This is a genomic window from Sphingobium sp. DN12, assembly GCF_051058005.1.
GTDB classification, from domain to species: Bacteria; Pseudomonadota; Alphaproteobacteria; order Sphingomonadales; family Sphingomonadaceae; genus Sphingobium; species Sphingobium yanoikuyae.
Map to the genome: position 1 here is coordinate 3,520,369 of NZ_CP173717.1, position 24,100 is coordinate 3,544,468.

General features: G+C 65.7%; 23 protein-coding genes and 1 tRNA gene. 13 read left to right on the forward strand and 11 right to left on the reverse strand.

Going from position 1 to position 24,100, the window contains the following annotated elements; translation table 11 throughout:
- Positions 1-68: 68 nt before the first annotated feature.
- Entirely contained in the window at positions 69-1,259 is a 1,191-nt protein-coding gene (locus ACI6S0_RS16595) for a peptidoglycan DD-metalloendopeptidase family protein (protein WP_434403690.1), read from the forward strand.
- Positions 1,240-1,626: a bactofilin family protein gene (locus ACI6S0_RS16600; protein ID WP_010337288.1), complete on the forward strand. Its 387-nt coding sequence runs from the start codon at positions 1,240-1,242 to the stop codon at positions 1,624-1,626. Before ACI6S0_RS16595 ends, ACI6S0_RS16600 begins: the two co-directional genes overlap by 20 nt.
- A 4-nt stretch (positions 1,627-1,630) precedes the next feature.
- Here the strand turns inward: ACI6S0_RS16600 and ACI6S0_RS16605 are convergent, their stop codons facing one another.
- Genes ACI6S0_RS16605 through ACI6S0_RS16615 form a run of 3 tightly spaced genes read right to left on the reverse strand, consistent with a single transcriptional unit; the run spans position 1,631 to position 4,978 of the window.
- The gene (locus tag ACI6S0_RS16605; protein ID WP_270091488.1) at positions 1,631-3,139 is read right to left on the reverse strand and encodes a YifB family Mg chelatase-like AAA ATPase; all 1,509 of its coding nucleotides are present in this window, start codon (positions 3,137-3,139) and stop codon (positions 1,631-1,633) included.
- Between the two features lie 49 nt (positions 3,140-3,188).
- Entirely contained in the window at positions 3,189-3,863 is a 675-nt protein-coding gene (locus ACI6S0_RS16610) for an RlmE family RNA methyltransferase (protein ID WP_004208734.1), read from the reverse strand.
- Complete coding sequence (locus ACI6S0_RS16615) at positions 3,860-4,978, reverse strand: Ppx/GppA phosphatase family protein (protein ID WP_037490575.1); 1,119 nt, start codon at positions 4,976-4,978, stop codon at positions 3,860-3,862. The genes ACI6S0_RS16610 and ACI6S0_RS16615 overlap by 4 nt, the downstream gene beginning before the upstream one ends.
- Positions 4,979-5,313: 335 nt before the next feature.
- Here ACI6S0_RS16615 and ACI6S0_RS16620 point away from each other — a divergent pair, with 335 nt between their 5' ends.
- The 4 genes from ACI6S0_RS16620 to ACI6S0_RS16635 all read left to right on the forward strand — a co-directional run bounded on the left by ACI6S0_RS16620 (position 5,314) and on the right by ACI6S0_RS16635 (position 12,249).
- On the forward strand, positions 5,314-8,787 hold the full coding sequence (locus ACI6S0_RS16620) for an autotransporter domain-containing protein (protein WP_434403691.1): 3,474 nt from the start codon (positions 5,314-5,316) through the stop codon (positions 8,785-8,787).
- 123 nt (positions 8,788-8,910) lie between these two features.
- Positions 8,911-10,044: an endo-1,4-beta-xylanase gene (locus tag ACI6S0_RS16625; RefSeq protein ID WP_434403692.1), complete on the forward strand. Its 1,134-nt coding sequence runs from the start codon at positions 8,911-8,913 to the stop codon at positions 10,042-10,044.
- A gap of 70 nt (positions 10,045-10,114) precedes the next feature.
- Entirely contained in the window at positions 10,115-11,698 is a 1,584-nt protein-coding gene (locus ACI6S0_RS16630) for a Na+/H+ antiporter (RefSeq protein WP_434403693.1), read from the forward strand.
- Positions 11,699-11,703: 5 nt separating this feature from the next.
- Positions 11,704-12,249 carry a nucleotidyltransferase family protein gene (locus ACI6S0_RS16635; RefSeq protein ID WP_434403694.1) on the forward strand — a complete coding sequence of 182 codons (546 nt, stop codon included), beginning with the start codon at positions 11,704-11,706 and terminating at the stop codon, positions 12,247-12,249.
- On the opposite strand, the gene ACI6S0_RS16640 is transcribed toward ACI6S0_RS16635, so the two are convergent.
- The 4 genes from ACI6S0_RS16640 to yajC all read right to left on the reverse strand — a co-directional run bounded on the left by ACI6S0_RS16640 (position 12,250) and on the right by yajC (position 15,597).
- On the reverse strand, positions 12,250-12,561 hold the full coding sequence (locus ACI6S0_RS16640) for an MTH938/NDUFAF3 family protein (RefSeq protein ID WP_017499639.1): 312 nt from the start codon (positions 12,559-12,561) through the stop codon (positions 12,250-12,252). It abuts the gene before it with no gap.
- A gap of 86 nt (positions 12,562-12,647) precedes the next feature.
- Positions 12,648-13,631: a protein translocase subunit SecF gene (gene secF / locus ACI6S0_RS16645; RefSeq protein WP_004208741.1), complete on the reverse strand. Its 984-nt coding sequence runs from the start codon at positions 13,629-13,631 to the stop codon at positions 12,648-12,650.
- A gap of 21 nt (positions 13,632-13,652) precedes the next feature.
- Positions 13,653-15,254 (reverse strand): protein translocase subunit SecD, encoded by a 1,602-nt coding sequence (secD, locus tag ACI6S0_RS16650; RefSeq protein WP_004208742.1) that lies wholly within the window; start codon positions 15,252-15,254, stop codon positions 13,653-13,655.
- Positions 15,255-15,261: 7 nt separating this feature from the next.
- A complete protein-coding gene (yajC, locus tag ACI6S0_RS16655) occupies positions 15,262-15,597 on the reverse strand; it encodes a preprotein translocase subunit YajC (RefSeq protein ID WP_017499642.1) in 336 nt (111 codons plus the stop codon).
- Between the two features lie 244 nt (positions 15,598-15,841).
- Between yajC and ACI6S0_RS16660 the strand changes: the two genes are divergently transcribed.
- Positions 15,842-15,918: transfer RNA gene (locus ACI6S0_RS16660), tRNA-Pro, on the forward strand.
- Between the two features lie 66 nt (positions 15,919-15,984).
- Here ACI6S0_RS16660 and ACI6S0_RS16665 read toward each other — a convergent pair.
- Positions 15,985-17,019 (reverse strand): nucleoside hydrolase, encoded by a 1,035-nt coding sequence (locus tag ACI6S0_RS16665; protein ID WP_434403695.1) that lies wholly within the window; start codon positions 17,017-17,019, stop codon positions 15,985-15,987.
- A gap of 94 nt (positions 17,020-17,113) precedes the next feature.
- Positions 17,114-17,563, reverse strand: coding sequence for a DUF1003 domain-containing protein (locus tag ACI6S0_RS16670; protein WP_434403696.1), 450 nt, complete (start codon positions 17,561-17,563; stop codon positions 17,114-17,116).
- Between the two features lie 784 nt (positions 17,564-18,347).
- Between ACI6S0_RS16670 and ACI6S0_RS16675 the strand changes: the two genes are divergently transcribed.
- Positions 18,348-18,887, forward strand: coding sequence for a glycoside hydrolase family 108 protein (locus ACI6S0_RS16675; RefSeq protein ID WP_434403697.1), 540 nt, complete (start codon positions 18,348-18,350; stop codon positions 18,885-18,887).
- A gap of 14 nt (positions 18,888-18,901) precedes the next feature.
- Positions 18,902-19,183 carry a 3TM-type holin gene (locus ACI6S0_RS16680; protein ID WP_017499646.1) on the forward strand — a complete coding sequence of 94 codons (282 nt, stop codon included), beginning with the start codon at positions 18,902-18,904 and terminating at the stop codon, positions 19,181-19,183.
- A gap of 180 nt (positions 19,184-19,363) precedes the next feature.
- On the opposite strand, the gene ACI6S0_RS16685 is transcribed toward ACI6S0_RS16680, so the two are convergent.
- Complete coding sequence (locus ACI6S0_RS16685) at positions 19,364-19,813, reverse strand: hypothetical protein (protein WP_026108855.1); 450 nt, start codon at positions 19,811-19,813, stop codon at positions 19,364-19,366.
- Positions 19,814-19,949: 136 nt separating this feature from the next.
- Here ACI6S0_RS16685 and ACI6S0_RS16690 point away from each other — a divergent pair, with 136 nt between their 5' ends.
- Entirely contained in the window at positions 19,950-20,624 is a 675-nt protein-coding gene (locus ACI6S0_RS16690; protein ID WP_004208749.1) for an MnmC family methyltransferase, read from the forward strand.
- 554 nt (positions 20,625-21,178) lie between these two features.
- Here the strand turns inward: ACI6S0_RS16690 and ACI6S0_RS16695 are convergent.
- Entirely contained in the window at positions 21,179-21,730 is a 552-nt protein-coding gene (locus ACI6S0_RS16695) for a hypothetical protein (RefSeq protein ID WP_434403698.1), read from the reverse strand.
- A 346-nt stretch (positions 21,731-22,076) separates the two neighbouring features.
- On the opposite strand from ACI6S0_RS16695, the gene rpsM reads away from it, so the two are divergent.
- The 3 genes from rpsM (at position 22,077) to ACI6S0_RS16710 (ending at position 24,099) form a co-directional block, all read left to right on the forward strand.
- Entirely contained in the window at positions 22,077-22,445 is a 369-nt protein-coding gene (gene rpsM / locus ACI6S0_RS16700; protein ID WP_004208751.1) for a 30S ribosomal protein S13, read from the forward strand.
- Positions 22,446-22,522: 77 nt separating this feature from the next.
- Positions 22,523-22,912 (forward strand): 30S ribosomal protein S11, encoded by a 390-nt coding sequence (gene rpsK / locus ACI6S0_RS16705; RefSeq protein WP_004208752.1) that lies wholly within the window; start codon positions 22,523-22,525, stop codon positions 22,910-22,912.
- A 125-nt stretch (positions 22,913-23,037) separates the two neighbouring features.
- Positions 23,038-24,099: a DNA-directed RNA polymerase subunit alpha gene (locus ACI6S0_RS16710; protein ID WP_004208753.1), complete on the forward strand. Its 1,062-nt coding sequence runs from the start codon at positions 23,038-23,040 to the stop codon at positions 24,097-24,099.
- Position 24,100 lies beyond the last annotated feature (1 nt).

Below are 24,100 nucleotides of genomic sequence, written 5' to 3' on the forward strand. Positions count from 1 at the left end.
GATTCGCGCGTCCGATCTTCTTTTGCTACCGGCCCGACTCACCGAAATAAATAGTTACGGGGTCGCAATTGTCGCAGCGCAAGAAGAAGGGGGTCGCCACCCTCTGGGCCAGGCTCAGTGCCTTGTGCCCGGAGCGGGAAATCTTCCTGCGCTCGGGCGGCCAGGTAAAGTTCATCCGCATTTCCAAGCGCGCCCAGTTGCTGGCGCTCGGCATCCTGTCGACCGGCTTGGTCGGTTGGGGCGCCGTCACCGTATCGATGCTCGCCAGCAGCGCCGCCGTCGCCCATGACCGCGCGATGCTGGACGCCAAGGGCGCGGCCGTGGCCAGCAAGGCACGCAAGGTCGACGGCTATCGCAAGTCGGTGAACGACCTCGCCCATGACCTGGAAGCCCGCCAGGATTTCATCGACGATCTCTACAAGACCCATTTCGGCGAGCCCGGCGACGCCGCGGCCAATGCCCCGGTCGGCAAGGCGGACGCCGCCACCGAAAAGGGCGGCCAGGGCAAGCTCGACGCCAAGATCAGCATGGCGCCCGAAGCCGCGCCGCTGATGCAGGTCGATGCCCGCCAGCGCCGCTTCGCCGCCCTGCTGACCAGCACCGTCGAAGCCCGTACGCAGAAGGCCGCCGCCGCGATCCGCAGCTTCGGCCTCAATCCCGACGCGCTCGCCCGCAATGCAGCCCGCGCCCAGGGTGGCCCGTTCGTCCCCTGGCATGGTGACGAGGATGCGATGCCGGCCGAGCTGGAAAAGCTCGCCACCGCGCTTTCCCGCATGGAATTTCTGGAAACCAGCCTGCTGCGCATCCCGTCGGGCCAGCCGACCGGCACGCCGATGCTCAGCAGCTCCTATGGCTATCGCCGCGACCCGTTCAACGGTCACGCCGCCTTCCATGCCGGGCTCGACTTTCCCGGCCGCTATGGCCAGCCGATCCTGGCCGCCGCCCCCGGCAAGGTCAGCTATGTCGGCCAGCGCAGCGGCTATGGCAATGTCGTGGAAGTCACCCATGGCAATGGCATCATGACCCGCTACGCTCACCTGTCCGGCTTCAACGCCCGTGTCGGCCAGCAGGTCGCGCGCGGCGACCAGATCGCCCGCATGGGCTCCACCGGCCGCTCGACCGGCACGCATCTTCATTTCGAGGTGCGCGTCAACGGCGATCCCATCAATCCCCGCCGTTTCCTCGAGGCCCGCAAAGATGTTCTCCAAGTCCAGCAAATCGCCACGGCCCGTCTCGCCGATGTCGGCAACCGGGGCTAAGCACACCCCCTTCTCGCTGATCGGCAGCGATGTGACGATCACCGGCAATCTCGCCGCGACCGTCGACCTGCATGTCGATGGCGTGATCGACGGCGACATTCGTTGCGCCGCCCTGGTCCAGGGGCCCGACAGCCGCATCATCGGCCATGTCACCGCGCAGAGCGCGCGCCTTGCCGGCCTGGTCGACGGATCGATCAGCGCCGAGGAACTGGTGGTCGAAAGCACCGCCCGCATCACCGGCGACGTGACCTATGAACGGATCACGATCGAGGCCGGCAGCCGGGTCGAGGGTCGCTTTGCCCACAAGGATAATGGCCCGGTCGCGGCCGCCGACCTCAAGCTCATCACCAGCGACAGCGCCGCCTAAGCGCTCAGTTGACCGGCGCGCGGCGCCGGTAGCTCAGCGCCTCGGCCACATGCACCCGGCCGACCTGCTCCGCGCCGGCCAGGTCGGCGATCGTGCGCGCCACCCGCAGCACCCGCGTATAGCCGCGCGCCGACAGCTTCATCGCGGCGGCGGCCTGCGCCAATAATTGCCGCCCGGCCTCGTCCGGACCGGCCACATCCTCCAGCCGCTCGCCATCCACCTCGGCATTGGTCCGCACCTTGCTGCCGGCATAGCGCCGGGTCTGCAGCGTACGCGCCGCCGCGACGCGCGCTGCCACTTCCGCAGATCCCTCGGCCGGCGGCGGCAGCACCAGATCGGCCGCCGTCACCGCCTGCACCTCGACATGCAGGTCGATGCGGTCGAGCAGCGGCCCGGATACCTTGGCCTGATAATCGCTGGCGCAGCGCGGCGCGCGCGAACAGGCCAGCGCCGGGTCTGACAAATGGCCGCAGCGACAGGGATTCATCGCCGCGATCAGCTGCACCCGCGCCGGGAAGGTCACATGGGCGTTGGCCCGCGCCACGCTGACCTCGCCGCTCTCCAGCGGCTGGCGCAGCGAATCCAGCACCACCCGCTGAAACTCCGGCAGCTCATCCAGGAACAGCACGCCCAGATGGGCCATGCTGACCTCGCCCGGTCGCGCCTTCAGGCCGCCACCGACCAGGGCCGCCATCGACGCGCTATGATGCGGATTGCGGAACGGGCGGGCGCGGCTGATCCGTCCGCCCTCCAGCGTGCCGGCGACACTGGCGACCATCGATGTTTCCAGCGCCTCAGTCGGCGTCAGCTCGGGCAATATGCCGGGCAGGCAGCTCGCCATCAGCGACTTGCCCGCCCCAGGCGGCCCGACCATCAACAAATTATGGCCGCCTGCCGCCGCGATCTCCAGCGCGCGCTTGGCGCTTTCCTGCCCCTTGACCTGGCGCAGATCGGCCGTGCGCAGCGGCGGCTCGACCGCGCCGGGCTGGGGCGGCGACAGCGCCGCCGTGCCCTTGAAATGATTGAGCAGGCTGAGGAGATCGGGTGTCGCCACCACCTCCACCTGCCCCGCCCAGGCCGCCTCGCTCCCCTGCGCCGCCGGACAGACCAGCCCCAGATCCTGCTCGCCGGCATGCAGCGCCGCCAGCAATACACCGGGCGACGGCGCGGTGCGCCCGTCCAGCCCCAGTTCGCCGACGACGATATAGCCCGCCAGCGTCTCGGCATCGATCACCCCCATCGCGCCCAGCAGCGCGATCGCGATCGGCAGGTCGAAATGCGATCCTTCCTTGGGCAGGTCGGCGGGCGAGAGATTGACGGTGATCCGCTTGGGCGGCAGCGACAGGCCGATCGCGGCGATCGCATTGCGCACCCGCTCCCGACTTTCGGCCACCGCCTTGTCGGGCAGGCCGACGACGATGAAGGCGGGCAATCCCGGAACAAGCTGGCACTGCACCTCGACCGTGCGCGCCTCCAGGCCCAGATAGGCCACCGTCGAAACCGTCGCTACCAAAGGCCCGCCCCCTTCTTCCCCCGTGAAGGCGGCCGATCGCTTGTCCCTGTTATTCCTGCGCGTCCGGCCGTCCCTTGAATCCCTGCGCCACGACATACCATTCGACGCTGCCCTTGCGGCTCGCCGGCGGCTTGGCATGCTTGATCGTGGTGAAATGCTTCTTGAGCACCGCCAGCAGCTCCGCATCGGTGCCGCCGGCAAAGACCTTGGCGACGAAGGTGCCGCCCTTGCGGAGATTCTGCACGGCGAAATCGGCGGCCGCCTCGACCAGCCCCATGGTGCGCAGATGGTCGGTCTGGGCATGGCCCACCGTATTGGCCGCCATGTCGGAAATCACCAGATCCGGCTCCTGCCCCAGCGCCTCGCGCAGCAGGTCGGGCGCCTTGTCGTCCATGAAGTCCATTTCGAACAGGGTGACGCCGGGAATCGGATCGACCGGCAGCAGGTCGATGCCGACCACCGCCGCCTTGGGCGCCATCTTGCGGATCACCTGTGCCCAGCCGCCCGGTGCCACGCCCAGGTCGACGACCGCGCGCGATCCCTTCACGAAATGGAATTTCTCGTCCAGCTCGATCAGCTTGAAGGCGGCACGGCTGCGCCAGCCTTCCTGCTTGGCCTTGTGGACATAGGGGTCATTAAGGTGCCGCTCCAGCCAGCGCACCGACTGCGCGGTGCGCCCCTTGGCGGATTTCACCCGGACCTTGCCTGCGCCAGAACCCCTCACGTCGTTGCTCCATGGCGGTCCATCAGGCCGCGCAATATGCCCTCGCGAATGCCGCGGTCGGCGACGCCCAGTCGCTCGGCCGGCCAGATGTCGAGGATCGATTCCAAAATGGCACAGCCCGCGACCACCAGGTCGGCGCGCTCCGTGCCGATGCAGGGCAATCGCTGCCGATCCGCCAGCGCCATGGTCGACAGCCGTTCGGAAATCGCGCGCATCGAACTGCTCGGCACGATCAGCCCGTCGATCGCCTGCCTGTCATAGCGCGGCAGGTCAAGGTGCAGGCTGGCCAAAGTCGTCACCGTGCCCGATGTGCCCAGCAGCCTGATGCCGGCTTCACCCTGCGGCAGGCGACGGGCGAGCGGCGCGAACGCCTCGGCCACGCGCGCGCGCATCCGGCCATAGGCGGCCAGCCGCTCGGTCGGATTGGCATGGTCGAACAATTCACTCTCGGTCAGCGACACCACGCCCCAGGGCGCGCTCACCCAATCGACGATCCGCGGCGCGCCGTCGCAATGGGAATCGACCAGCACCAGTTCGGTCGATCCACCGCCAATGTCGAAGATCAGCGCCGGGCCATTGCCCTCTTCCAGCAGCGCATGGCACCCCAGCACCGCCAGCCGCGCCTCTTCCTGTGCACTGATGATGTCGAGCGCGATCCCGGTCTCGCGATAGACGCGCTGGATGAACTCGGCGCCGTTGCTCGCCCGCCGACAGGCCTCGGTCGCAACCGACCGCGCGAGCGTCACATGGCGCCGCCGCAGCTTGTCGGCACAGACCGACAGCGCAGCGATGGCCCGGTCGATCGCCGCATCGCTGATCCGCCCGGTGGCCGCCAGCCCCTCGCCCAGGCGCACGATCCGGGAAAAGGCGTCGACCACAATGAAGCCGTCCGCTGACGGCTTGGCGATCAGCAGACGGCAATTATTGGTACCCAGATCGATTGCCGCATAGGATCGGCGGTCACGCGCCGTGTAGGGATAAAGGCCCCGTTGCTTCGACGGGGGCGTAATGGCCGCAGCCTTGCTCCCATTACCCGAACCGGAACGGGCGGACTTGCCCGAAACGCGGCCAACCGGGCCGGAACTCTGCGGCGATGGGCGGCTATGCTGCACCAAGGCCGTATCTCACTTCATCAATCGCCGATCGCGCAAATCCGATCGGAACTTGCCTTCATGCTTAAGCGGAACCGCACGCTTCCGCAAGTGGGCGGAAAATCGCCCGAAAATCCCCCGAATTCGTCAAGCTACAACATTTGCATAAATTACATACTCAACATCACCAACATCCCCACCGCCATAATCACGGGTCAAAACAATCAAGATGAGAATTTCATAACGCAAAGAGAACATTGTGTCTTTTTGGATACATGACAGAAACTTTCATTTTTGGGCAATTGTCTTGCGTCCAATAGCTGCATAGCCTCCGCAACGGTCTTTGGGGAGTTTACATCATGCGCATTCGTAAGAATGGCGCGGGCCTGTTGGCGCGCGCCGGTCGTTCTGCCCTTTTGGCATCGGCCGCTCTGTCCGCTCTGAGCATCGCACCGGCAGCCCATGCCGTCGTGCCGAACGACAATAATACGCCGGCCGACATCGTCGATGGCACCGATGTGAACGGCGTCGGCATCATGTACCGCGCCGACGGCTATGTCTGCACCGGCACGCTGATCAATCCGCGCACCGTCATTTTCGCCGCCCACTGCGTCAATGACTATGACCCCAGCACTTACAGCACGGTGAATGACGGCATTCCGGTCGCCTTCGCCTTCCAGAGCAACGCCCGCCCCGGCCTCGTCAACTGGATCAGCAACGGCTATCGCACCAACACCGCGCTCAGCGTCTACAACGTCAACAATATCGCCTATAATCCGGACTCGCTCGATCCGCCGGCGCTCAACTTCCTCTATGGCGACACGGCGATGGCCACGCTCGACACGCCGGCCAGCGACGTGCCGACCTGGGCGATGCTCTTTTCCGCCCTGCCCGCGCCGGAAAGCATCAGCGACACGACCGGCACCGGCTATCATGTAACGATCACCGGCTATGGCCGCAGCGGCAGCGGCACCACCGGCAACAGCTATGGCATCGATTATCGCCGCAAGGTGGCCGAGAATTTCCTCGGCATGCTCGGCTCGCTCGACGATATCGACATCTTCCTGTTCGGCGAAGGCGGTGGCTACACCCAGAATCTCTACCAGACCGACTTCGACGATCCGACCCGGACCAACGAATTCGACTTCAACGTCTTCAAGGACGATGCGCTTCCCAACGAAGGCAATACCGCCGGCGGCGATTCCGGCGGCCCGCTGATCCTCGACCAGACCTTTGACCAGAAGGTGGTGCTGGGCGTCCTGTCGGGCGGTAGCCGCTACTTCCTGGAACAGCCGCAAAGCTCCTATGGCGGCTCCGCCTTCTATCAGCCGCTCTATCTCTTCTGGGACTGGATCGCGCAGAACAACCCCTATCGCTACGCCACAGCCAAGGCTGGCGACGGCAAGTGGAGCGACGCCAGCCACTGGGTGACGGCGCTCGATCCCAATTACATGGTCATCGACAGCAACGGATCGTTGGTGAACGGCGTGCCGACCACGCCCGGCGCCGGCGCCTTTGGCGAGGATGATGCGCAGAAGTTCGGCCAGGTCTGCTACCAGCCCAATGATGGCTCGGACGACGCCTGTTACGACGTCGGCACCGACACGCTGCTGATCAATGGCGAGCCGGTCGAGGCGACCGACGCGACCACCACCAGCGGCAGCAAGACCGTCGCCAACAACAAGGGCAAGGTCGAGATCGCCGAGCGCAGCCCGTCCGATGGTGCCGCCAGCCTGGCGGACGAGGCCATCGTCGAGGCCCAGGCGGAGGGCGATGCCGTCCTGCCCGCCGCGACCCTGGCCAACGGTCTGCCCGGCGCCACCAATTTCGTGCCGAACAATATCGACCCGGTCGCCGCGCAGGGCATCGTCGGCCGCTATTATGACGTCACGCTGAGCGCCGCCGGCAAGACCACGCTCGACATCGACGCCACCGTCGATCGCTTCACCATATCGGGCAGCGGTTCGACGCTCGACGTCACCAGCGCCGGGTCGCTGACCAGCCTCATGGACATTTCCCATCTGGCCGGCGTGGTGAATATCGACGGCACGGTCGAAACGCCGGGCGACTATCTGCTGCTCTCGGGTCTGCTCTCGGGCAAGGGCACGCTGCGCGCCGGTTATTTCACCAACATCATGGGCGTGGTCGCGCCCGGTGGCATCGGCTCGGTCGGTACGCTGACGGTCGAGGGCAATGCCCTGCTTACGTCGGGCAGCACGTTGCATATCGACCTGGGTGCCAACGGCACGTCCGATCTGCTTGCCGTCAAGGCGACCCAATTCGTGCCGGAGGAAGAAGGCGGCGAGGACGATGTCGTCGCCCCGACCGAGGGCGGCAATGACAATGCACAGAGCGCCGTCGCCAGCATCACGGCGGCGGAAGCGGATGGCGACGTGTCGCTGCTGGCCGCCGGCGATCCGATCGACGGTATCGCCGCCCTGGGCGGCAAGGTCGTGTTCGGCGCGGCCACCGGCGCCAAGCTGCGCTATGGCAATCGCTATACCTTCCTGACCGCGGAAGGCGGCGTCGAAGGCACGTTCGACACGCCGACCAACATCAGCGCCATCCTGAAGCCCGTGCTGACCTATGGCGCCAACAGTGTCAGCGTCACGATCGATGCCGGCACCTATGCCGGCGTCATCAACGGCAACTCGCAGGTGCAGACCAGCTTTGCGCGCCTGCTCGATCAGAACCGCGCCCTCTACGGCAATTATGCCACCCTTTATGGTGAGGCCGACCTGCTGAGCGTCGCCGCGATCCAGGCGTCGCTCGAAGCCATGGCGCCGCGCACCGAAGCGCTCCGCACCTCCATGTCCGAAGTGCTGAACGACAATATGGCCCGCTTCTATCGCGACCGCCTGGCACGCGTCAGCGGCGGCAGCATGGGCGGCACGCTGACCATGACCGGTCAGCCGCTCCAGCTCGCCGCGCTCAGCATGAACAATCTCAACCTGGGCATGGATCAGGGCGGCGGCAACGAAACCGTCACCCAGGAAAATGCCCTGCCCGAAGACGTCAGCGCCTTCATCGCCGGCGGCTATATCGACGGCAAGAGCGATCCGATGCGGGGCGCCATCACCACCGGCCGCGACAAGTTCGACGGCTGGTATGGTGCGGCCGGCATCGAAAAGATGATCGGCGACGATGCCGTGATCGGCCTGGCCGCCTCCTTCAGCGAACTGAAGGGCAATACCGACATCGGCGACACCGCCCGTGCCCGCCTTTACCAGGCCACCGTCTATGGCAATTGGGATCTGGGCGGCGTGGTTCTGGATGGCGTCGGCAGCGCCGGCACCCTCACCAGCAAGACGAAGCGCGCCTTTGCGGTGGGCACCACCCCCTACACGCTGCGCGGCAGCGACCAGCAGCTGGCCCTGTCGGGTGAGATCGGCATCGGCGCGCCGCTGGGTGGCGACGCCTTCACCATCACGCCGCGCGCCTCGCTGCGCGGCGCCTATATCAGCGGCGGCAACCTCGCTGAATATGGCGGCGACACCGCGCTAGTGATCCAGCACCATGCGATCCAGAGCGCGCAGGGCCGCCTGGGGGCCACGGCGAAGATCGATGTCGGCGGGTTCAAGCCCTATCTGACCGCCAATTATGTCCATGAGTTCCGCGACCAGCCGGCCTATTTCCTGGCCAATTTCGTCGGCGGCACCGGATCGCTCGCGCCCTTCGCGCTGGGCGGGTCGGACAAGAATTGGGGCGAAGTGGGCGGCGGCCTGACCCTCAGCACCGGCAATGTCGACATCAGCCTGTCGGCCGACACCACCGCCTGGCGCGGCAACCTCAGCTATCAGAGCTATCGCGCCGCGCTCAAATTCCGCTTCTGACAGCAGCTCCCCGGCAACAGAAGCATTGGGCCGTCCCGCATGGGGCGGCCCTTTTTTTTGCGGGCAGCCCCCTCGGGCCAATTACCGATTGCCTCTGCGCCTCTCCGCTCGGACAAATGCAGCATGAAAGACCATGGCCCGCCCCTGTCCCGCCGGCACATGCTGTCGCTGACGGCGGGCGCCATCCCGGCCCTGTCCTGCGCGCCCGGCCTGGCCGTCGCGCCGCCTTCCGGACTCGACGCCATCGCCCGCAGCCGGGGCCTGCGCTTTGGCACCGCCGTATCGCCCACCCATCTGGACGATCCGGCCTTTGCCCAGTTGATCGTCCGGGAATGTTCGGTGCTGACCGCCGAGAATAATTTCAAATGGAAATATCTCGAAGCCAAGGAGGGTCAGCGCAACCCGGCGAAGGCGCTACGCGTCCTGCGCTTCGCCAGCCGCCATCGCATGTCGCCGCGGGGCCATACATTCGTCTGGAACCAGGATGATCGGGTGCCCGGCTGGCTGATCGCCAATGAGGCTGCGCTGGCGCAGAAGGGGGGGGCGCCGCTCATCGCCCTGATGAACGACCATGCCCGCTATCTTGCGACCACCTTCCCCCAGATCGAATCATGGGACTGCGTGAACGAGGCGTTCGTCGTCCAGAGCGGACAATTGAAGAACTCGATCTACACCCGCATCCTCGGCATGGGCTTCTTCGACCTCGCCTTTCAACTGATGGCGCAATATGCCCCCCATGCGCAGCGCGTCTATAATGGCAATATGAGCTGGGAGCAGAATCCCGATCATCGCGACGCCGTGCTGCGCGTGCTGGAACAGGCGCTCAAGCGCGGCGTGCCGGTCGATGCCATCGGCATCCAGAGCCATCTGGGCAATACGCTGGGCCGCGGCCGCAACGAACGGGCCTGGAATCGCTTCCTTGCCGAACTGGACGCCATGGGCATGACGGTGCTGATCACCGAACTGGATTGCGCCGACCGCCATCTGAGCGACCAGGAGCCGGCCAGACGCGATGCCGAAATCGCCGCCTTCGTGAAGGGCTATCTCGACATCACGCTCAGCCATCGCAATGTTTCCCAGATCATCTGCTGGGGCCTCAGCGATCGCTATTCCAATCTCAATCGCGACAGCTATCCGACCCGGAGGCGCCGGTCCGACGGCCTGCCCATGCGCGGCAACCCCTTTGACGACGCCCTGCGACCCAAACCCCTTTATGATGCGATCGCCGCCGCCATCGCCGCCTGTCCGGTGCGATGATCGGGCGGACCGCTGGACAGGATCGGCCACCCTATTAGGGTAGGGCGATCGACAGACAGGGGCCAGGCCGATGCATCCGGTGGAATTGTTCGAACTGCTGGTGGCCATGCTGCTGGCGATCATCGCGCTTCATTATGCCGCGCATCGGCTGGGCCTGCCGCCAGCGGTCGCCTTGCTGACCGGCGGCACCTTGCTCGCCTTCGTGCCCGGCCTGCCGGTCATCTCGCTCGACCCCGAACTGGTCCTGGTCATCTTCCTGCCGCCGCTGCTGATGGACGGCGCCTGGTTCATCGCGCTCGGCCATCTGCGCCGCCACCTGATCGGCATCATGTCGCTGGCGATCGGCGCGGTGATCTTCACCACGCTCGTGGTCGCCGCGGTCGCCCATGCGCTGATGCCCTCCCTGCCCTGGGCCGCCTGCGCCGCGCTGGGCGCGATCGTCTCGCCGCCCGATGCCATTGCCGCCCGCGCCGTGCTGCAACGCGTGCATCTCCCCCGCCGCCTGTCGGTCCTGCTGGAGGGAGAAAGCCTGTTCAACGACGCCAGCGGCCTGGTCCTCTTCCGCTTCGCCATCGCCGCCGTCGCCACCGGCAGCTTCAGCGCAGTGGCCGGCCTCGAAAGCTTCATCCTGCTCGCCGTCGGCGGGCTGGTGGTCGGCGGCGCGATCGGCGCCATCTGGGTGCTGCTGGTCCGGCGGCTGGGCGACGATTATCTGATGATCGCCTCCTCCATGCTGGTGCCCTGGTCGGCCTATCTGCTGGGCGAAGCCTTCCATGTCTCCGGCGTCATCGCCACCGTCGCCGCCGGCCTCATCTGCGGCTGGTATCAGCATATCGTCTGGTCCGCCTCGGTGCGGATGCGCGGCACCGCCTTCTGGGCGGTGATGATCTTCCTCATGGAAGCCACCGTGTTCATGCTGATCGGCTCGTCGCTGCGCGGGGTGGTCGACCGGGTCGGCGGCTTTGCCGTCGTGCTCGACAATATGGCGGTGCCGGTCCTGCTCATCCTGCTCGCCCTCACCGCCGCCCGCTTTGTCTGGGTGTTCGGCTCGGACGCCATCATCATGCTGCTGCGCGCGATGGGGCTGCGCCGCTACAGCCCGGTCGGCCCGCGCGGCGCCACTGTGCTCGGCTGGGCCGGCATGCGCGGCGTGGTGACGCTGGCGGTCGCCCTCTCCGTGCCAGAAGGCTTTCCGGGGCGCGACTTCCTGCTGGTCGCGGCCTTTGGCGTGATCCTGGGCACCGTCCTGATCCAGGGCACCACGCTCGGCCTGCTGATCCGCTGGGCGGGCCTGTCCGATCCGATCCATGATCGCCCCCGCCTCAGCATGAGCGATGCCGAAGCCGCCATCGCCAAGGTCCAGGCCGTGCGCGTCGAACAGCTTGCCTATGATGCAGCCGGCGAACTCATCCACCCGCAACTGCTCGAACGCTATCAGCGCCGCGCCGTCATCTCGAAAAACTATGCCGGGCAGGAAGAACAGTTCGCCGACCGGCTCCATGCCCATTTCGACCTGGTGCTGGAGGCGATCGCCGCCGGCCGCGCCGAACTGCTGCGCCTGCACCGCGCCGGCGACATTGACGAACATGTGCTGCAGGAATTGGAGCGCGACCTCGACCTGGAGGAACTGACCGCCTGGTCGATGAAGTCGTAATCCGCATGGAAGCGCGGTTGCGCGACCTGCTGAACGCCGATCCCTGGCGCATGGCGATCCTGCATCTGCTTCGCTCGCTTGACCTGCCCGATGGCTGGGTCGCCGCCGGCTTCGTGCGCGATGCGGTCTGGGACCATCTGCACGGCCATGCCCCGTCGATCCCCGTCGGCGATATCGACATCATCTGGTTCGATCCCGCCCGGACCGATCCTGCGCTCGACCGGCAGATCCAGCGGCAACTGGCCGCGCTGCGCCCGGACATCGACTGGTCGGTCAAGAATCAGGCGCGGATGCACCTGCGCAATCGGGATGCGCCCTATGCCGATGCTGCCGACGCGATGCGCCACTGGACCGAGACGGCGACCGCCATCGGCGTCCGTCTGACGCCCGACGACCAGCTGGAGGTCAACGCCCCCTTCGGCCTTGATGATCTGTTCGGCTTGCGGCTGGTGCCCGGCCCGGCCTTTCTCGGCGCCAGGCGGGCGATCTTCGATGCGCGGGTGTGCGCCAAGCGGTGGCCGGCGCGCTATCCCCTACTACAGCTGGGCTGATCAGAGCGGCAGCAGCGCGCCCACGATCCAGCGTTCCTCGGCGCGCAGCACGCCCCAGGCACGGGCGGCGGCGCGGCTGTCCATCGCCTCGACGCCGATGCCGCGTGCTTCCAGTTCCCGCACGAAGGCGCGGGGCGGCTGTTGCAGACCGCTGCCGGTGCCCAGCAGCAGGAATTCGGGCTTCAGTTCCAGATGGTCGAACAAATCGCCCAGCGCCGCGACACTCATCGCCGACACCGCCGGCGCCTGCATCCAGGCCAGTGCCCGGACGGGGCTGAGCAACAGCCCGTCCGGGAATACATCGTCCTTCACCCGGAAGCCCCGGCCCTGGAAGCCGGTGACGATCGGACCCTGGCCGCTATCGTCGCGGCGCAGTTCGATTCCGGTTTGACGGTCGCTCAGGGCTGGGCTCCGTCGCGCGGACCCATGCGCTCGGCCTGGGCGGCGATGCCGCCCTTCTTCGCCTTCTTCTCGGACGTCTGCGGGCTCAGGCCCAGCGTGATCAGCAGCGAGGAGGAGACATAGACCGACGAATAGGTGCCGACGATGATGCCCAGCATCATGGCCGCAGTGAAGCCGCGCAGCACATGGCCGCCCAGCAGCAGCAGCGCGCCCAGCGCCAGCAGGATGGTGACCGAGGTCATGACCGTGCGCGGCAGCGTCTCGTTGACCGACAGGTCGATCAGCGACTTCATGTCCATCTTGCGATATTTGCGCATATTCTCGCGGATACGGTCGTCGATCACCATCTTGTCGTTGATCGAATAGCCCACGATGGTCAGCACGGCGGCGATGATATTGAGGTCGAACTCCAACTGCGTGACCGCAAAGAAGCCCAGCGTCATCAGCACGTCGTGGACGATCGCGACGAAGGTCGACACGCCGAACTGCCATTCGTAGCGGAACCAGGAGAAGATCGCGATGCCGATGATCGCCAGCACGACCGCCAGCACGCCATTCTGGATCAGTTCGCCCGACACCTTGCCCGACACCGTGTCATAGCGCGAGAAGGTGACACCGGGGAACTGCGCCTCCATCGCCTTGCGGGTCTTTTCGACCACGGCATTGGCGGCGCCGGCGCCGCCCTGTTCGGGCAGCGGCAGGCGGATCTGCACCGTCTTGGGGTCGCCGAACTGCTGCAGCGAGCTTTCGCCCACGCGCAGCCCCGCGATCGTGTCGCGGACCTTGTCGGTCTCGACCGCCTGCGGGAACTTCGCCTCGATCATCAGGCCGCCGACAAAGTCGACGCCCAGGTTCAGGCCCTTGTAGAAGGTCGCGCCGACCGCCAGCACGGTCAGCAGCAGCGTCAGGCCAAAGGCCCAGTGGCGCAGCTTGACGAAGCCGATATTGGTGTTGTCGGGGACGAGCTTGAGAAGTTTCATGGGTTGTTCCTCCCGCCCCTCTTAAATGTGGATGTCCGTGGGACGAGTGCGACGCACCCAGCCCGAGACGAGAACGCGCGTGAAGGTCACGGCGGTGAACACGCTGGTCGCGATACCGATCAGCAGCACGATGGCGAAGCCCTTGACCGGGCCGGAGCCCAGCGCGAGCATGATGCCACCGGCGATCGCATGGGTCACGTTCGCTTCGAAGATGGTGCGGCTGGCTTCCTTATAGCCGAACTCGATCGCCTGCACGACCCCGCGCCCGCGTCGCCGCTCTTCGCGGATACGCTCATAGATCAGCACGTTGGCGTCGACCGCGGTGCCGATGGTCAGCACGAAGCCGGCAATGCCCGGCAGGGTCAGCGTCGCGCCCAATATGCCCATCACGCCCAGGATCACCAGCACGTTGATGGCCACGGCCAGGTTCGCATACATGCCGAACCGGCCATAGCTCACGAACATGAAGGCGGCGACGGCGACGACCGCGACGATCGACGCGACCAGGCCGGCGCGGATCGAATCGGCGCCCAGGCCCGGACCGACGGTGCGCTCCTCGACCACGACGAAGTTGACCGGCAGTTTGCCCGAGCGCAGCGCGATCGCCAGCTGGTTGGCGCCCTCGACGGTGAAGCTGCCCGAAATCGTCGCCGACCCGCCCAGGATCGGCTCGTTGATGTTCGGCGCCGACAGCACCTTGCCATCCAGGATGATGGCGAAGGGGCGGTTGACATTCTGCGACGTCACCTTGGCGAACTTGTTGCCGCCCGATCCGTTGAAGCGGATGGTGACATTGGGTTCGTTGGTCTGCTGGTCATAGGTCTGCTGGGCGTCGGTCAGCTCCTCGCCCGACACCATCACCTGGCGGTGGACGGCGATCATCGGCGGCCCGGCCGGATTGGTCGGATAGGGCAGGACTTCGCTGCCCACCGGCGCGCGGCCCTGGGCCACCTCGCTCGGATTGGCGCTCATGTCGACCAGCTTGAATTCCAGCTTCGCGGTCTGGCCCAGCAGCGCCTTCAGCGCCTTGGGATCCTGCAGGCCCGGCACCTGAACGACGATGCGGTTGGCGCCCTGCTGCTGGATGGTCGGCTCGCGCGTGCCCATTTCGTCGATGCGCTTGCGGATGACTTCGGTCGCGACCTGCATCGCGCTCTTGACCGCATTGTCGATTCCCGCCTGGGTCGGCGTGATGACGATGGTGGAGCTGTTGACCACCTCGACATTGAAGTCGCGCTGGCCGGTCAGGCCCGCCCCCTGGGTCAGCGGGCGGATGCGCTCGACGGCGGCATCCACTTCGCTGGGGTTGCGGACCATGAAGCTGAGCTTCCCGTCACGGCTGGAAATATCGCCGATCGCGATCTTCGTCTCGCCCCGGCGCAGTTCCGTGCGGACCTGCTCCTCCATATTGGCGAGCCGCTGCTTGGCCACATCCTGGGTCGACGCTTCCAGCAGCAGATGGCTGCCGCCGGCAAGGTCGAGGCCCAGATTGACCCGCGTCTGCATGAAGGGGGGCAGCTTCGCCACCGTCGAATCGGGCAGGAAGCTCGGGACGGCGCAGAAGATGCCGATGATCAGCGGCAACAGGATGCCGGCGATGGCCCAGCGCGAGAAGTTCAGCATGGTTGGATCAGTCGTTCGCGGGCTTGGCGGTGGTCGGGTCGATCACGTCGGCCAGGGTCGACTTGACCGCCTTGACCTTCATGTTCGGCGCCAGCTCGATTTCGACATAGATGTCGTCGACGCGCGCGACCTTGCCGACCAGGCCACCGCCGGTCACGACCTGATCGCCCTTCTTCACGGCGTCGATCTTGCCCTTATGCTCCTTCATCTTCTTCTGCTGCGGACGGATCAGCAGAAAGTAGAAGACGACGAAGATGAGGACCAGCGGTGCCATCTGCACCAGGATACCGGCGCCGGAGGCTTGCCCGCCCGCGGTCTGGGCAAAGGCTGGAGTAATGAACATGGTGGGACTTTCGCCTTGTTTTTCGGTCTCCCCAACCCGCAGGGCGCGGGCATGGGATCAAGCGCGGGCGGCTAACACAGATGCCCGGGGCAAGGCAACAAGCTTGGCTTTTCGCGCCCGGAATGACGGGCTTTGAAAGCATCGGGCAGCGGGCGGGAAAGCCGGTCATTTGCACGCCCCGCAAAAAGCCTGCATCGAATCCCTTGCAACTTCCAATTCATCCCTCTATTGGGCGCCCTCCGGTCGGGACGTAGCGCAGCCTGGTAGCGCATCACACTGGGGGTGTGGGGGTCGGAGGTTCGAATCCTCTCGTCCCGACCAAAATTTTCCGAACATCGCCATAATCCAAGATTTTCGCCGCTTCGGCGGAGGGCCTGTCCCTGCGCGTCAGACGCTGCCGGCCCGGATCTTGGAAAACATGTCCGCAAAGGTCAGCCGGCTATCGATCCGGGTGAAGACGCGCATCGGTCGCCCGGCCGGATGTGCCACATAGCCCGCCTGATCGTTGATCCGCGGCGTCGGCCGGATCAGATAATCGCTCGACGCTGCGTCGGGATCGAAGGAGGATTGCAGCGCGGTCAGCGTGACCAGCGGACTGTCCCCCAATATATAGGTTTCGCCGAGCGGCGCATCGATCCGCCTGATCGCCCGCTCCAACTGATCCAGCAGATAACGGCCGAGCCGCCCCGCCCCTGCCAGTTCCCGGTCGAGTTCGGCATGACTGATCATCAGCGTGCGATAGACGTTGCGCGGCACCTGCCAGATCTCGACCGCCGAATCGTTGAACAATGTCTGCGCGGCGGCCAGATCGATGGTCAGATTATATTCCTTGCTTGCCCGGACATGGACGGTGGGATCGATATTGCCCTGCTCGGGGCCATGTTCCGGCCCGCCAATCCAGACCAGGATGATCCGCCGTGCGATCTCCGGCCGCAGGCGCACCGCCTCGGCCAGGTCGGTCAGGCCAGCCCCCGCGACATAGAAGAGGGGCAATTTGCTATCGGTCCGTTGCGCTTCGGCGATGATCGCGGTCACCGCCGGGGTGGCCGATGGCGGCGTGCCGGGCGCCGGCGCGGCATTGCGCCCCGCCAGCACCGGCGGTCGATGCGGCAGCCGCATGCAATCCATCATGTCGCTGACGCATTGCACGGCATTGTCGGCCTGTCGGTCCGACCCGTCGAGAAAATCCTTGGGATGGATATGCGATCCAATGATCAGCGGGATCTGCACCGAAGGCGACAACAGATGATGCGCCAGTTGGAACAGGCCATCGGGATCGCCGGAAAAATCATTGTCGATGATCACCCGGCTGCGGACCCGCGCGCTCAGGGCGTGAGCTGGGCCGGTCAGTGATGCCTGCCCGGCCAGCCCCACAAGCCCCGCCAGCCATGTTCGCCGATCGATGATAAGCCTGTTCTGCACGACCTGACCCTCCCCATGTCGCCCCCTTGAGCATGCAGCCACATTGCGGGACCATGGCCCACAATGTCAAACAAGACCCGGAAATGCCGGAAGATCAGTCGGCCGCCCCTGCCGCATCCTCCCTCTCCCCCGCCATCGCCAGCAGCAGGTCGATCTTGTCGTGCAGGCTGGCGATCTGCGCCTCCGACCGCAGGTTGGTCTCATAGTCGAGCCGCGCCTCCAGCCGGTCCTTCGCCGCCTGGCGGTTCTGGCTCATCATGATGATCGGCGCCTGCAACGCGGCCAGCATCGACAGCATCAGGTTGAGGAAGATGAAGGGAAAGGGATCGAAGGCATGGCGCGCCAGCACCAGCGTGTTCAGCAGCGCCCAGAGCAGCAGGAACAGGCTGAAGCCGATGATGAAGCGCCAGGAGCCGCCGATCGCCGCGACCCGGTCGGCCAGTCGCTCGCCATAGGTCTGGCCGTCATCGAACAGGCGGTTGAGATCAGGGGCCTGGGGCCCGCGGCGCAGGGAGCCGACGAGAAAACGGATGGCTGCATTCATGGATCACCTCGTGCAACCGCGCCTTCGGGGCGGACGGGTGATCCGAACCTGTCAGTTCGCCCCCATGCCCGAACGCGCGGTCTTTCGACTATGGTCGTTGTCGGACATGATTTCCTCGAAAGGATGGGTGGAATATTCCGGCTGGAACAGGGGCGGAGCTAGACCCGGCACCGCGCCGGATCAATCCGCGCAATCATGAAATCTTGGTCATGTTGGGGTGGTTTCCCGCCATTCCACCACCGTCATGCTGAACTTGTTTCAGCATCTATCAGGCCCAACAAGCCATTGGTCTGTTGGGAGGAATGGACCCTGAAACAAGTTCAGGGTGACGATGATGGTTAGGGCAGTTTTTGCTCGCTTCACGCCAGGCAGCCTTCCGCTCGGATGCGGGCCGAGCGCTATCCGGGCAGCGCCATGCCGGACCTGCCCCCCTTTCCTACGCCCCCTCTCCCTGCTCTACACTTGGTGATGCGAGTGAATGCGCCCGCGCCAATCGACCGGCGCGCCCCACGTGCAAGAAAGGCGCGTGGGTGTCGCGTCCGGGGCGCGGGCCGCGCGCGGCGTTAACGCGGCACGATGGCCCAGCCCCCGTTGGACGGCACGCGTTCCAGTGCATGACCGACGCGCAGCGGAGGCGTTGCCGACGCGTTTCAGGCGCGAACGACCCCAGAAGCCCGTTTACACTGTGAACTTCGACAGACGCGCACCTGCCATTCCCCCCTGTCCTACAGATAACCATATGGGATAAATGATTCGCCATCCACGAACCATGGAAGGGCCAATCATGGACATCGACACATTGCTGGACGAACTGATCGCGCGGGAGGGCGGCTATGTCGATCATCCAGCCGATCGCGGCGGGCTGACCAATATGGGCATCACGCTGGACGTCGCGCGGGCGAACGGCTTTGCCGGCGACATGCGCCGCCTGCCACCCGCCACCGCGCGCGCCATCTATCGCCAGCTTTACTGGGATCAGCCGGGCTATGCCGCGGTCGCGCAGCAGAGCATGGCGCTCGCCGCCGAACTGTTCGACACCGCCGTCAACATGGGGCCGGGCGTCGCCAGCACCTTTCTCCAGCGAGCGCTCAACGCCCTCAACCGCAACCAGCGGGACTATTCTGATCTCAAGGCCGATGGCGCGATCGGCGCCCGCACGCTCGCCGCGCTGCGCGCCTTCCGCACCCTGCGCGGCGCGGCCGGCGACGCGGTGCTGATCAAGGCGATCGAGGCCTTGCAGGGCGAACGCTATCTGGCGCTGGCCGAAAGCCGCCCGGCCAACGAGGCCTTTCTCTATGGCTGGCTCGCCAACCGCATCGGCTGAAGGGAGGCGCGATCATGTTGAAGACCGACGATATTCCTCTCCCCACCGAGCCGACCGACCTGTGGACCCAGCGGTCGCGGCCGGCCTTTCTCTACGTCATCTATGCGCTGCTGCTGTGGTCGATCCCGATGGGGCTGATCTCGGGCTGGCAGCCGGAGGTGGCGGGTGCGATCATCGCGGGCATGCGCGCCTATCTCGACGCCCTGCCCGAGCCGCTCTACGCGCTCTTCGGCACCGCCTATCTCGGCTATACCGCCGCCCATGCCTGGGGCAAGGCGAGGGGCACGGAGCGCTGAGAGCCTGTTTGAAAAATCGCGAAAGAGCGATTTTTCAGCGCGGTACCAGCCCGCTCCCCCGCCCAACCACCCGATCCAGTGTCATCCTGTCGGGCGGTTGGGCGGGGGAGCGGGCCGGAACCGACTTTCTCAAACAGTCTCTGAGAGCCAGAGGCGGTGCGCAACACCGCCCCTTTCGCCTCAATTATTGACGTAGAAGTCGCGCAGTGCCCGCGCATCATGCAGGGCATTGTGCGGCACCCGGCTGTTGGCCGCCGCGCTGAAGCCCGCCGCGTTGATCAGTTCCAGCCGCAGCCCATAGTCGACCGCCGCCATCTGCCCCGGCCCGGTGGTCAGCAGCGCGCAGAAATGGGCCAGATCCTCGGGCCAGTCGGCGATGATCACCGGGTCGGAATCGCCATCCAGATAGGCGGCGATATGGTCGGCCGCCTCGATCCGGCTGAGTTCATGGTCCAGCCCCGGCGGCACATGGCGCAGATAGGGGATGACATGGCGCTCGACCCAGGGTTCGATCACATCGGGCAGCGGCAGCGACGCATAGAAATCATCGTCGCCATGTTCGGGCACCAGCGCCACGCTGATCAGCGCGCCGCCAAAGCCGTTGAATTCGGTATCGAGAAAATAACGCATGATGGGGGTGCCGATAGACCCCTGCGCCGCCGCTGGCCAGCCCATAGGCGGCGAACCGTCCATCGGGCCGCCATTGCGCAGCGGCCCGCGACCTGTCATGCGGCCGCTTTCCCCGCCCTGTTTGAGGACCATTGCCATGACACCGCGCGAATTGATGGGCACCGCCGCCGTTCCGGGCGGACAGGAACTGCGCCTCTATCGCCGCGGCGGCGACTTCATGATCGTGCTCGACCGCAACGAGCTGATGAGCAGCCGAATGAGCGGGTCGGAAAAGGCGCTGGCGCTGATGACGCTGGAGCGGCTGGGCAAGCGCGCCGGCCTCCATATGCTGATCGGCGGCTATGGCATGGGCTTCACCCTGCGCGCCGCGCTCGCGGAAATGGACGCAAAGGCGCAGATCACGCTGGCCGAACTGGTGCCCGAAATCATCGAATGGGCGCGCGGCCCGATGGTCGACCTGGCCGCCGGCTGCCTGGACGACCCGCGCGTGCGGCTGGTAATGGACGATGTCGCCCATGTGATCGCCGCCGGCCATGGCAGCTATGACGCGATCCTGCTGGATGTCGACAATGGCCCCGATGGCCTGACCGCCGACGCCAATGACCGGCTCTATACCAATGCGGGCCTCTCCAGCGCGATGCGCGCGCTCAAGCCCGGCGGCATATTGGCGATCTGGTCGGCGGGATCGGACGCCGCCTTCACCCGGCGGCTGCAGAATGCGGGCTTCGCGGTGGAAGAAGTCGCGGTCAAGGCGCGCGACAATGGCAAGGGGCCGCGCCACGTCATCTGGTTCGCAACCCGTCGGCGTTGAGGGTCCGTTTCAGAAAGCCGGTTCCAGCCCGCTCCCCCGCCCAACCGCCCGATCGAGTGTCATCCTGTCGGGTGGTTGGGCGGGGGAGCGGGCCGGCACCGTACCGAGATATCGCCCTTTCACGATGTCTCAAAAAAAGGCGCCACACCCCGGACATGAGAGGGGCCGCCGGGACGCAATGCCCGACGGCCCATCATGTGCATGGTCAGCGGCCGGAAACCGCCCAGAAGGAAGACAAGTTCGCGCTAAAGCCCCTGGCGGAGACGGCCTGTATGTCGGCGCTCTTGGTCTCTACACCATGAAGGGTTTGTACCGACGCTCCGGCGTCGTCAGTGGCGCGTTTCCCGAATGGACTTGACCGACCCCATTGCTGAACCATGAGACATCGGATCACCTCCTTTCGCTAATTAAGCCCGCGTGACCGGCTTTGAGCTACCCCTCGATCGGCCACGAGACGGACTGTGAATCAGACGGATTGCAGGATCAAGACTTGTAATATTCTTTTTTGGAATCATACTCGACCGTCGGCCCGAAAAGCCTGGGCCGGCCGATTTTCAGCCCCGACATTCCTCGATCACGCGCGATATTTCGGCCCAGGCCGGCACGATCAGCGTCTCCTGCCCCTGCACCTCGACCGCGAACCGGCCCCGGCTATAGGCGAGCTGATCCAGCACCGCGTCGCTCGCGCCGCGCACGGCGGTCAGTTGCGGCACCTGCGTCCCCGCCATCACCGCCGGCCAGTTGCTCGCGCCATAGCTTGTCCGCACCGTGATCGCCCCCTGCCCGCCGCCGGCCCGGCCAAGGCTGATCCGCCGCGTCGCCCGGTCGCAGCGCAGCGTCAGACGCGGGGCAGAAGCCGACTCGCCGAACAGCGCGACCGGCCCGGCCGGATCGGCGCGATAGGTCCAGTTGCCCGGCGTCGCAGGGCGATATTGCCACTCGACTGCCGCAGGCTGGGCCGGCTCGGCTGGCGGCACGGGCGCAGGCCGGGGCGCTGGCGCGGGGCGCGGGGCCGGCGCGGAGGGCGGCGCGACGCAGCCGGCCACCAACAGGGTCAGCGGCGCTGCAAGGGCCGGGGCGGACACAAGAAATCGGGTCAGACGCATCGCGCTTCCATGCCCGAGCCGGCCGGAGCGCTCAACCCGAAAAGGGGCAAGGCGACGGCAGAGGCGGATGGCCGGCCACGACCATCGCCACCCGCATGGATGGACCACGCTCCGTTCATCGCACGGAGAGGCTCAAAAAAGCGCCGGATATTGACAGTTTTGGGGCGAATCGATAAAGGCCGCCGTTCCCTACACGCGTAACAGCGGCAGTGCTTCCTGCACTGGCCGTCTTTTTTGCGTCTCGGGAAGCAACATCATGGCCTGTTTTTCCTTGCCAGGAAAGAGGCCCGAACGCTTTGAGATGGGGCGGCGCCAACTGCCCCGTGGAGCAGGAGATTTAAGTACCATGGCACGTATTGCGGGTGTTAACATCCCGACCAACAAGCGCGTAATCATCGCGCTCACCTACATCCACGGCATCGGTCGCAAGACCGCCGTCGACCTCGCCGACAAGCTGGGCATCGACCATGCGCGCCGCGTTCAGGACCTGTCGGACGCCGAAGTCCTGCAGATCCGCGAAGCCATCGACGCCGACCTGACCGTCGAAGGCGATCTGCGTCGCGAAACCGCGATGAACATCAAGCGCCTGATGGATCTGGCCTGCTATCGCGGCCTGCGTCATCGCAAGGGCCTGCCGGTCCGCGGTCAGCGCACGCACACCAATGCGCGCACCCGCAAGGGCAAGGCGAAGCCGATCGCCGGCAAGAAGAAGTAATCGTCGAGGGTCATGTCCTCTGGACCGACCCTCCGGTGACTTCTGCTTTTGAACGATTTTTGTAGGATTAGAGCAAAATGGCACGCGAACCCCAGCGCATTAAGCGCCGCGAACGCAAGAACATCTCGGCCGGCGTCGCGCACGTCAACGCCAGCTTCAACAACACCATGGTGACCATCACCGACGCCCAGGGCAACGCGATCTCGTGGTCCTCGGCCGGCATGATGGGCTTCAAGGGCAGCCGCAAGTCGACCCCGTACGCCGCTCAGGTGTGCGCCGAAGACGCCGGCCGCAAGGCCGCCGAGCACGGCGTCCGCACCCTCGAAGTCGAAGTCAAGGGCCCCGGTTCGGGCCGTGAATCGGCTCTGCGCGCACTGCAGGCCGTCGGCTTCCACATCACCTCGATCCGCGACGTCACGCCGATCCCGCACAATGGTGTGCGTCCGTCGAAGCGCCGCCGCGTCTAATTAAGCTTCGCTAGAGGCTTGAAGGCGGGCGGCGGACGCGTCGCCCGCTTACCCGTTTGCATCGGCCGGAACGTCCTGATGGGTCCAGGATCTACCCGTTACGGCCACATCCCCAGGGGAAGTACATGACTGTCAACATGAAGAACTGGCAGGAATTGAAGAAGCCCAACGCCCTCGAGATCAAGCCGACCGGCGACGGCAAGCGCAAGGCGACCTTCGTTGCCGAACCGCTTGAGCGCGGTTTCGGCCTGACGCTCGGCAACGCGCTGCGCCGGGTTCTTCTCTCCTCGCTCCAGGGCGCGGCGGTCACCTCGATCAAGATCGAGAATGTCCTGCACGAATTCTCGTCGCTCGCCGGCGTGCGTGAGGACGTCACCGACATCGTCCTGAACATCAAGCAGGTCGCGCTGAAGATGGAAGGCGAAGGCCCCAAGCGTCTGCAGCTGTCCGCCACCGGCCCGGCCGTGGTGAAGGCAGGCGACATTGCCGTCGTTGGCGACATCGAAGTGATGAACCCCGATCTGGTGATCTGTCACCTCGATCAGGGCGCGACGCTGAACATGGAACTGACGGCTGACATCGGCAAGGGCTATGTCCCCGCCGTCGCCAACCGCCCGGCAGACGCACCGATTGGCCTGATCCCGGTCGACGCGCTCTACTCGCCGGTCCGCCAGGTCGCTTACAAGGTGGATAACACCCGCGTCGGCCAGGAACTGGACTATGACAAGCTGTCGCTGACGCTGGAAACCGACGGCACCGTGACGCCGGAAGATGCGATTGCCTATGCAGCCCGCATCCTGCAGGACCAGCTCCAGCTGTTCGTCCACTTCGAGGACGCGCTGCCCGCCGCTGCCCCGGCTGCCGGCCATGCCGCTGCCGCTGCGTCGGAAGGCGAAAGCGACACCAACCAGATCAACCGCTATCTGCTCAAGAAGGTGGACGAACTGGAACTGTCGGTCCGCTCGGCCAACTGCCTCAAGAACGACAACATCATCTATATCGGCGATCTGGTCCAGAAGACCGAAGCCGAGATGCTGCGCACCCCGAATTTCGGCCGCAAGTCGCTGAACGAAATCAAGGAAGTGCTGTCGTCCATGGGCCTGCGCCTGGGCATGGACATCCCCGGCTGGCCGCCGGAAAATATCGAGGAAATGGCCAAGAAGCTCGAACAGGAGCTGCTGGGCTAAG